The following is a 242-nucleotide window of genomic DNA, read 5'->3' as shown; positions in this document are numbered from 1 at the left end:
TTAGCGAGTCAATTAGGTTCAAAAGCTAATGAAACAATTCAAGAGGTTAGAAATAACCCTCAAGAATACGCTAATCGCTTGAAAAATGATCCAAAATCATTCTTAGAAGAAGAAAAATCAAAATTTACTAATTTAGATGCAAACAAAGAAGATGCACTAGAAGAAGGTAAATTTGATGATGAAGGTGGCGCTACTGTTAATAATAATTTAAGAGTAGTCACTGAAGAAGATTTAAAGAAAAA

1 pseudogene is annotated in these 242 nt (G+C 30.2%); it reads left to right on the top strand.

The window, feature by feature from the left end:
- Positions 1-242, top strand: a pseudogene (locus HMPREF3239_RS05660) (YtxH domain-containing protein); the annotation flags it as partial.

The sequence above is a fragment of the Staphylococcus sp. HMSC34C02 genome, assembly GCF_001838705.1.
GTDB lineage: Bacteria > Bacillota > Bacilli > Staphylococcales > Staphylococcaceae > Staphylococcus > Staphylococcus borealis.
This window is presented reverse-complemented; position numbering and strand designations above follow the sequence as displayed.